The organism is Paenibacillus cisolokensis, from assembly GCF_018403665.1.
Classification (GTDB): domain Bacteria; phylum Bacillota; class Bacilli; order Paenibacillales; family Paenibacillaceae; genus Paenibacillus_AH; species Paenibacillus_AH cisolokensis.
In genome coordinates this window covers 1-9,516 of the sequence record NZ_BOVJ01000111.1, presented here as the reverse complement: position 1 = coordinate 9,516, position 9,516 = coordinate 1, and the positions used below count along the sequence as shown (strand labels likewise).

Annotated in this window: 6 protein-coding genes and 2 pseudogenes; 1 reads left to right on the top strand and 7 read right to left on the bottom strand. The window is 62.3% G+C overall.

The annotated features are described in order from the left end of the window. Nucleotides 1–100 precede the first annotated feature (100 nt). On the bottom strand, nucleotides 101–1,060 hold the full coding sequence (locus PACILC2_RS15665) for a Gfo/Idh/MocA family protein (RefSeq protein ID WP_062491084.1): 960 nt from the start codon (nucleotides 1,058–1,060) through the stop codon (nucleotides 101–103). A 196-nt stretch (nucleotides 1,061–1,256) separates the two neighbouring features. On the opposite strand from PACILC2_RS15665, the gene PACILC2_RS15660 reads away from it, so the two are divergent. Beyond that, complete coding sequence (locus tag PACILC2_RS15660; protein ID WP_213529388.1) at nucleotides 1,257–2,876, top strand: NAD(P)H-hydrate dehydratase; 1,620 nt, start codon at nucleotides 1,257–1,259, stop codon at nucleotides 2,874–2,876. A gap of 144 nt (nucleotides 2,877–3,020) precedes the next feature. Here PACILC2_RS15660 and PACILC2_RS15655 read toward each other — a convergent pair whose 3' ends face one another. From PACILC2_RS15655 to PACILC2_RS15630, 6 genes and pseudogenes are all read right to left on the bottom strand, one after another. After that, nucleotides 3,021–3,338, bottom strand: coding sequence for a hypothetical protein (locus tag PACILC2_RS15655; RefSeq protein ID WP_213529387.1), 318 nt, complete (start codon nucleotides 3,336–3,338; stop codon nucleotides 3,021–3,023). A 17-nt stretch (nucleotides 3,339–3,355) separates the two neighbouring features. Beyond that, complete coding sequence (locus PACILC2_RS15650; RefSeq protein WP_213529386.1) at nucleotides 3,356–5,326, bottom strand: DUF5703 domain-containing protein; 1,971 nt, start codon at nucleotides 5,324–5,326, stop codon at nucleotides 3,356–3,358. A 3-nt stretch (nucleotides 5,327–5,329) separates the two neighbouring features. Further along, nucleotides 5,330–6,984 (bottom strand): annotated as a pseudogene (locus PACILC2_RS15645) (ABC transporter substrate-binding protein). Nucleotides 6,985–7,088: 104 nt separating this feature from the next. Continuing rightward, the gene (locus PACILC2_RS15640) at nucleotides 7,089–7,985 is read right to left on the bottom strand and encodes a carbohydrate ABC transporter permease (protein ID WP_213529385.1); all 897 of its coding nucleotides are present in this window, start codon (nucleotides 7,983–7,985) and stop codon (nucleotides 7,089–7,091) included. A 31-nt stretch (nucleotides 7,986–8,016) separates the two neighbouring features. Further along, nucleotides 8,017–8,951: pseudogene (locus tag PACILC2_RS15635) on the bottom strand (ABC transporter permease). Between the two features lie 140 nt (nucleotides 8,952–9,091). Next, a partial coding sequence (locus PACILC2_RS15630) for a hypothetical protein (RefSeq protein ID WP_213529384.1) occupies nucleotides 9,092–9,516 on the bottom strand: 425 nt, incomplete at its 5' end.

Below are 9,516 nucleotides of genomic sequence, written 5' to 3'. Positions count from 1 at the left end.
GATATGATCATTTCCGCGATGTGCTCGCCGCATCAAGCTGCGCTAGTAAGTAGTTACCCCTGCCGCTTCGCCCTGAATCAACGAATCCGCGGTACGAAATTTACAAACGAACGGGAAGGCCGGATGCCGCAGAACGGTTCGCCGCAACCGTCACCCGGTGGGTCATCCACGCGTCGCGATACGTCGAGCGAATGCCGGACGCATCGCCGGTTCGCACCGCTTCGATGAACGCTTCATTCTCGGCGCGATACGGATCCCGGCGGCCCGTCGTTTCGACTGTCTGATCCGGAAGCAGCAGCCGCAGCGATTGCGGACCGATCTCCGCCACGCCGCCGTCGGTGTACAGATGCAGTTCCGCCCGTCCGCCGGACGGAATGAGGCAAGTGTTGCTGATGCTCGCCACCGCGCCGCTCGCCAGCTTCAACGTCACCGTTCCGACATCCGCCACCGTCGCGTCCGGCGTATTCGCCCTTCGCGCGTAAGCGGCGAAAACTTCGGTCACCTCGCCCAGCATGTAGCGCAGCAGATCGACGATATGCGTCGTCTGCTCGACGAATTGGCCTCCCGACGTTTCGGTTTTGCGCCACCAGGCTACACCGGGCATCGAGCCCATCCAGCCGCCGACCGCCATGCCGACGGTGCGGCCTTCCAGCCAACGCTTCGCGGATTGTACCGTATCCATGTAGCGAAAATGGTAACCGACCGAGGTGATGAGTCCCCGGCGCTCGACCAAATCCGCTATGGCGGTCGGCGTCTCTTCGTCTACGCCGAGCGGCTTCTCGACGAGAAACGGAATGCCGCGTTCGGCCAGCTCTTTCTCCATATCCCCGTGCGCGAACGGCGGCACGCATATATAAGCCGCATCCAGCTTGCAGCCATCCAGCATCTCGCGCACATCCGCATACGCGGCCGCTCCTGCGAACCGCTGCGCCGCCCTCTCCGCCTTCTCCCGGCTTGTCCCGCAAAACGCCGCCACCCGCACGCCTTCCATGCCGGCTAGCAGCTCCGCGTGTTTCATGCCGAACCATCCGGTTCCAATGATGCCAACCCTGATTGTCATCCGCCGATCCCTCCTTTGTCTAATGCGTCTTGCTATCTTTCTTATTCGCACCGGACGGCCCCGCCTCCTTCCTTTTCTCCAAATTGCCGCTGGCGGAAGGAATCGGGCGGGCCGGAAGCGAACCATAGTTTCATAACGACTGATAACGACTGCTGCGGCAACGGAACGATCCGGAAGCGGCGAGGAGGGATATCGTATGGAATTGGTAACGGCGGAAGAAATGCGGCGGATCGACCGCCATACGATCGATGCGATCGGCATCCCGGAAATAGCGCTTATGGAAAACGCAGGGAGGGCGCTGGCCGATGCCGTCGTCCGTCTCGTCAGGCGGACCGGCTGGCACGACATGGACGCCATTCTGCTGGAAGGCTCCAAGGAACCGGATGCTGGTGAGGCCGGATGGGGCGGCGGCAAGCCGTGGGCGGTGCTGGTCGGCAAAGGGCATAACGGCGGCGACGGCCTGATCGCCGCCCGGCATCTGGCGCTGCGGGGCGTGCCGGTGCGCATCATTTACGCGACGCCCCCGGAGGAGCTGCGCGGAGAAGCGGCGCGGCAGCGCGACATCGCCGAGCGGCTGCAGCTGCCGGCCGGCGTCTATGCCCCCGGCGCCGTCGACTGGTCGGCCATGGGCGGCATCGTCGACGCGCTGCTCGGCACCGGAACGGGCGGAACGCCGCGCGAGCCGTACGCCGCGCTCATTCGCGAGGCGAACGCGAGCGGGCTGCCGATCGTCGCCGCCGATCTGCCGAGCGGCCTCGATCCGGACACGGGCCAGACGGCCGATCCGTGCATCCGGGCGACGCTGACCGTGACGTTCGGGCTGCCGAAGCGCGGTCTTGTCCAGTATCCCGGCGCGGAGGCCGCCGGGACGGTGCTCGTCGCGCCGATCGGCATTCCTGTCGGTCTTGCGGCGGAGCTCGGCGTCAGCACTTGGCTGCTCACGCCGGAGACGCTCCGGAACGTGCTGGACGCCGATCCGGATGCGCCGCGGCAGCCCGACGGGCACAAAGGGACGTACGGCCATGTGCTGGTCGCCGCCGGGACGCGCGCGATGAGCGGCGCCGGGCTGCTCTGCGCGACGGCGGCGCTCCGTTCCGGGGCCGGACTCGTCACCTGGGCCGTCCCCGAACTGCTGGCCGAGTCGCTGATCGGCGCGCAGCCCGAGCTGATGCTCGCCCCCGTCGCCGACGGCGGCCGCGGCGACTGGCTGGCCGCCGACCCGCTGGAGGTGGCCGCGATGGCCGCCAGGCGCGACGCGCTCGTCGTCGGCCCCGGCCTCGGGCGCGTCCCCGGCAGCGGCGTCGACGGCCGCGGCTGGCTGCGCCGCCTGTGGGAGGCGCTGCCGCCGGAACTGCCGCTCGTCGTCGATGCCGACGCGCTGAACCATCTGGCCGAGGCGGGCGATTTCGCCGCCTGGCCGAAGCGCCCGGACGCGACCGTATTCACGCCGCATCCGGGCGAGCTGGCGCGCCTGACCGGCCTGCCGGCGCGCGACATTCAGCGCGACCGCATCGGCGTCGCGCGCGAATACGCCCTGCGGCACGGCGTAACGCTCGTGCTGAAGGGCGCGCGCACCGTCGTCGCCGATCCGTTCGGCGACGTCTACGTGAACCCCACCGGCAACCCGGGCATGGCTACGGGCGGCACAGGGGATGTGCTCGCCGGCGTCATCGCCGGGCTGCTCGCCCAAGGGTACCCCGCGACCGCGGCGGCGGCGCTCGGGGTGTACCGGCACGGCGCCGCCGGCGACCGGGCGGCGGCAAAGCGCAGATCCCCGGCTTCGCTCATCGCCGGGGATCTGCTCGCCGAGCTGTAAACTCGTACGGCCGTATCGAAAAAGCATCGGAAAAGCGTCGAAAAGTCACCAAGAAGTCATTGGAAGTCCCCGGAAAAGCATCGGAATGCATCGGGACAACATCAGGAAACTATCGCGACTGCGGGCGGTCTTCCGCCATGCGGGTCAGCCGCCGGACGTTTGCGGCATGACGACGACGTCTTTGCGGCGGCGCTCCGGCGCGATATCCCACCATTCCAGCCTGCCGCCGCGCACCCTGCCTTCCACGACCGTCCGCCCCGGCGCATGCAGCCGAAAGTCGACGTCCCATTCCATCGGCCAGGCGGGGAGCAAATAAATCGCCTCCCCCGCCGACTGCAGCAGCATCTCCTGCAAGCCGATCATCCCGGTGCCGCCCCAGTTGTGGTCCGGCAGCCAATCGTGCCCCGGCCCCCAGAAGGCGGGAAACCGGCATTCGCCGTCAGCCAGCTTGCGGATCGCCATGTCGGCCGCTTCTTCGGTCAACCCGAGCCGGGCGCAGAAGATGCCGTCCTGATGCCAGCTGATATGATTTTTTGCTCCGGGATGTCGCTGCCGTACCGCCAGGTGTCGATCGCGACCTGCAGGTCGTCGCGCCCGATGCCGTACTGCCCGTAGGGGAAGACGGGATACAGCTGCGGCAGCTCGACGTTGATGATCCCTTGCCACCGCTTCGCGGGCGCGATTGTGCGCCGGCCTTCCCGCTCGCGAAACGACAGCGGCGGGATACGGTCCAGCAGCTCGCCGAAGTAGGTCCGGAGCCCGCCGTCCAGCAGATCGTCCGGCAGCTCCAGAACGGCGCGGACGGTCGCATCCAGAGCGGAGACGACGTCGGCCGGATTCATCGCCAGCTTGTAGGTTTCGCCGGCGGTCGACGGGAAGATGACGAGCTTGCCGTCCTCGTCGAGCCGCTTCACCGCTTCGCGGCTGTACATAAGCTGGTAATGCTCGTCAAAAAAGCGGACCGCGCTTTCGATCAGCGGCAAATAGGGGCGGATGTCGCCGCCGCTGAACTTCCGGTACTGCAAAATCATGAACGCGAATTCCAGTTGATTCACATAATGATACTTGATCCACGGCGATATCGGCTCCGTCGGATCGTGGAACGGCGTCCGGCGATGCACCAGGTCCGGGCTGTCCGGCCATCCCCAGTTCCAGCCGATCGTCAGCCCGAAATTTTCCACCTGCTCCGTGAAGGAGCAGCCGCCGTGCCCCCAGTACACCCGGGTGCGAAGCTCGGCGTTGCCGAGCGCCCGCCGGTAAAACTCGAACTGCGGCTTCATCATGTCCCAATCGCCGCTCGCGAGCATCGGCCAATACACGAGCCGCTGATTTTGCGCCGTAAAGGCGCCGCCTCCCCAGCGGCGGAAGTCGGCCGTCTCCTCTTCCCAGGCCGGATCGCGCAGAACATGGACGGGATCGCTCGTGAACAGGCCGCCGTTGAATTTGGTCGGATATTCGCCTCGAGCGTTGCAGCCGAGCATATAGCGGAACAGATTGTAGTTGCGCCCTACCTGCCACGGCCGCTCGTCGGCAAGCCGCCGATCCGGATCGATGACGATCCGGCTACGCTCCCAGAAGGCGCGCCACCATTGCCGCGACTCCTCCTCGGCCCGCTCCGCGCTCTCCTCCGCCTCCGCCAGCCGCTCGTCGAGCTTGCCGCGCCACGCTTCCAGGCTGTCCGCCTGTTCGCTGTGCAGGGCGATGACGGCGCGATGCCGCTCCCGCGCTTCGTCGCTCGCCAGCTTCCATGCCTTGAACGGCGTTTTCAGATAGACGCCTTCCTCCGTGCCCGCCGGCCGCATGCCGTCGCCGCGCATCAGGCCGCCGAACGTATAGCGGTATTGCGGATTCCACAGCCGCTCCCGATGATCCCCTAATCCTTGCAGCTCCACAAGCTTGTCGAAGACGAGCGCCTCGTCCCGGTTGCGGTGGAAGAAAAGCACGCCTTCCCCGTCAAATTGCACGCTGTCCGGATACGTCACCATCGCGCCGGGATAGCCCACCATACTCGTCGCGCACATGCGGCGGGGATGGGGCACTTCGCGTTCCCGGAACCGCCAGCTTTCGTACGCGAGCAGGACTCGAACCGGACGATTCGCCTCGACATTCAGTCGGACGACCGGCCGGAGCGCGTCGACCCGGACCGCGACCGTCGCGGCCGTGCCGTCCGCCAGCGAGCCGGCGATCTCGATGAAGCCTTCCCGCAGCTTCAGCTCCTGGCGAAACGACACCCCGTCTGTGAAAGGGTTCGGATCGAGCCGCAGACGGACCCTGCCGAGCTTCAGCATCTGATTGTTCTCGTCGAAGCTTCCGCTCCGGTCGATATAGAAGCAGATGTCGCCCTGCTCGACCCAGACGTTCAGTCCGACGTCGTGGCCGCCCGCCGGCATGCTTTCGCCGGAATGGCGGCTCGGCGTCTCCCACACGACGTTGTACGCCTCAAGGTTCATCCTTCACTCTCCTTGCTTGGTCGCGTCATATGCTGCCTGCATAATCTCCAGATAGCGCTTCAGATTCAGATTGTCCAGTCCTTTGACGTATGCGTCCCAGTCTTTGTCCAGATCCTTGGAGCCGGTGACGAATTGCAAGGCGTTCTGATCGATGTAATCCTTGATGTTCGTCTTCATCATCGCCGTTTCGTCCGCGACGGCCGGATCGATCCAGATCGCCCAGTGCGGGAACACTTCCTCGGGCTCCTTCCCTTCATACAGATTCGTCGCTTCCTGAAGACGACGCTCGTAGCCTTGCGACGAGTAAATGTCCTTCTCCTGTACCCATCCGTCCCGAAATTCCTTTGGCTGAAAATATTGCGCCATCGAGCCCCATGCCGAGTTGCGCGGCGGATCTCCCTCTTTGCCCGGAATGGCGGCCAGTATCGGCTCGGCCGATTCCTCGTTCGCCACATCTCCCTCCTGCGGCCGCCGCCAGTCGACGCCCTCCTCGCCGAAATGGGCGCGAATTTGCCCCTCTTCCGTAAACATGTAATCGAGCATTTTGATGGCGGCCACCTTCGCTTCCTCGCTCGCCTTGTTCGTCAGCACGAACGTCGCGCCGGGATCGCTCGGATAGTTGTAAGTGGCATACGATGCGTTCGGTCCCTGAAGCGGCGGCAGCGGATTGTAGTCGGCCCCGTATTTCGAATCGGTGCCGGTCGTCACGAATATGGCGGGATGCATCGCCGCGCCGGCGCCGAGAATTTGCGCGCTTTCGTTGTCGCCGATTTTTTGAACGCTTCGGCGTTCTGGGTGAAAGCGCCCGGATCGATCAGCCCGGCATCGAACATCGATTTCACGAACGCAAGTCCCTGCTTCCATTCCTCCTTGTTCGCGGCGATATCTACTTTGCCGTCCTTGACCGTCAAATACGTCCTGTCGTCGTTATAAATGAAGCCGTTCATGATGAAAGGAATGATATGCACGCCGTATTCCTCGATCGAGCCGCTGAGCGGCACTTCGTCGGGCTTTCCGTTTCCGTTCGGGTCGCGCGTCTTGAAGGCGGTCAGCACCTCTTTGAATTCGTCGAGCGTCTTCGGCATGTCGAGCCCCAGTTTTTCCAGCCATGTCGTATTGATCCACATTTTGTTCGGATAGGAGCAATGGAAGCATTCGATCAGCTGGGTCAAGCCGTAGATGTTGCCGTCGGGCGCCGTGTTCATCGCCCGGTAGTACGGAAAATTGTCGAGCGCCGCCTTGATATTGGGCGCATGCTGCTCGATCAGATCGTTAAGCGGCACGATCACGCCTTGCTGCGAGAAACGGATCAGATCCGTCTGGGAAAACTTGTCGACCCACGGAATCAGCATGAACAGGTCCGGATAGTCGCCGCTGGCCAGCGCAATCTGGCGCTTCTCGGCCGCCCCGTCATACGGAACCGTCTCCCATTGAAAGCGGATGTTGAATTTCTCCTCCACCAGCTTGGTGAACGAGTTCGACTCATAGTCGGTCGTCGCGTCCTGCTGGGCGAAAATGCGAATATTAACCGGAGCTCCGCCCTCCCCGGCCGCCGGCTCCGACGGCTCCCGCGACCCGCCTTTGTCCGGCGAACACGCCGTCAGCGCGAGCGCCGCAAGCATCAAAGCCGCCATCCAGCTCGCCATCTTCCCTTTCATTCGTGGACCCTCCTTTTTATTCGGCATTGTTCGGCATTATTCAGCATGATTCGGTATTATCCGGCCCCGTTCGCCAGAGCCGAAACTTCATCTTCCGCCGGCCATCATCCTTTTACGGAACCGATGAGCATCCCTTGGACGAAGTAGCGCTGCACGAACGGGTAGATGACCAGCACCGGCAAGCTTGCCACGACGATCAGCGAATATTTCATCAGATCGGCGAGCTGCTGCCGCTGCACCATTTCCGACGCTTCCATATTGCCGGTCGACGTGTTGAGAATCAGGATGTTGCGCAGCACCAGCTGCAGCGGTTGAAGCGACTGCGATTTCAGATAAATGAGCGCATCGAAATAGGCGTTCCATTGGCCGACGGCATACATGAGCACGAGCACCGCCACAATCGGCTTGGAGAGCGGCAGCACGACGCTCCACATGAACCGCAAATCGCTGCAGCCGTCGATTTCGCTCGCCTCCGCCAGCTCTTCCGGGATGGACGTCTGGAAGAACGTCCGGGCGATGATGACCTGCCAGACGGCGACCGCCTGCGGAATGAGCAGCGCCCAGCGCGTGTCGATCATGCCGAGTTCCTTGACGACCAGATAGGTCGGTATCAGTCCGCCGGAGAACAGCATCGTGAACGTAATGAAGACCATGACGAGGTTCCGTCCGAAAAACGTTCTTCGCGACAGCGGATACGCGAGCGCCACCGTCATCGTGACGCTGATGAGCGTGCCGAAGACGGCGTAAAACAGCGAGTTGGCATAGCCTGTCAGCACCTGGGAATTGCCGAATACCGCCCGGTATCCCGCCAGCGATAAGTCGACGGGAAACAGCCACACCCTGCCCGACGATACGGCGAGCGGACTGCTCAGCGACGAGCTGACGATGAACAGCAGCGGGTACAGGACGGCGGCGAGCACGGCGATCAGCAGCGTGTATACGCCGATGAGAAACAGCCTGTCGCCCGGCGATTCCCGGATGCGCCGACGACTCGTTGCCATGACGATCACCTCTTTCGCAAGGGGAATGGGATTACCACAGGCTGTTGCCGGACACTCGGCGCGCGAAGGCGTTGACAAGCAGCAGCAAAACGAGATTGACGAGCGAATTGAACAGTCCGACGGCGGTTGCAAAGCTGAAATTGGCGTTGAGCAGGCCGATTTTGTACACATAAGTCGCAATAATTTCGGATGTGCTCAGATTGAGCGGATTTTGCAGCAGGTAAATTTTCTCGAATCCGACTGCCATGATGTTACCGACGCTTAGAATGAGAATAATGACGGCGGCGGGCAGCAGGCCGGGAATGTCGACGTGGACGATTTTTGCCATCTCGATGCGCCGTCGACTTTCGCCGCTTCGTAGAGCGACGGGTCGATGCCGGCCAGTGCGGCAAGATAGATAACGGCGGAATAACCGGTATTTTGCCACACGTCCGACCAGACGTAGACCGAGCGGAACAGGCCCGGTTCGCCGAGAAAATTGATCGCACCAAGCCCGAGCGACTGCAGCGCCTGATTGACGATGCCGAGCCGCGGCGCCAGCAGCAGCATAATCATCGAGACCATAACGACGGTTGAAATGAAATACGGCGCATACGTCACCAGCTGTACGGCGCGTTTGAAGAAGCCGGAACGAATTTCGTTCAGCGCGAGCGCCAAAATGATCGGAATCGGAAAACCGACCGCCAGATGATAGATGCTGATGAACAGCGTATTTTTGATGAGCGTCCAGAACACCGGGTTTCCGAAGAACAGCTCGAAATGTTTGAACCCGGCCCACGGACTGCTCCATATACCCTTTACCACGCTGTAGTCCTTGAAAGCAATGACGGCGTTCAGCATCGGCACGTACTTGAAAATGAGAAAATACAGAATGGGCGGCACAACGATCAGATAGAGCTGCCAGTGGCGGCGCACGCTTCGGCGGGCGACCGTTACCGCTTTCAGAAGTCCCCCCTCCTTTCGGATGCGATTTCAGATCGATTTCGGTTGCGATTTCGGGTTTCGACTGTGATGTCGAGTTTCGGCTGCGGTGTCGAGCATGTTCGGAAAGTCGGGCTCCCGGGATTGACAGCGCTTTCCGTGGATTGAATTGTAGCGCCGGCCGCTCACCGGCGTAAAGGTACAATTACGGAACCAACCGTACAATGCCTTCTGCCGCGACCGTACAATGGTTCCGTCGGGGTACACGAATCGCAACGCCTTCGTCCGCGCCAAGTAAAAAAGACATATTCAAGGCCGACTAATAGCGTAGCCGCTACAATAGAAACGACATATCCATTGCAGGCAGTACAGCGGACCCCCGCTACAGGTAGAAACGGCATGCCCGCTGCAAGCAGAAACGGCGTACCCGCAGCAGGCAGAAACGGCGTATCCACTACAAGCAAAAACAACGCACCCACTGCAAGCAGAAACGGCATGCCCACTGCAAGCAAAAACAACGCACCCACTGCAAGCAGAAACGGCATGCCCACTGCAAGCAGAAACGGCGTACCCACTGCAAAGCAGAAACGGCGTACCCACTGCAAGCAGA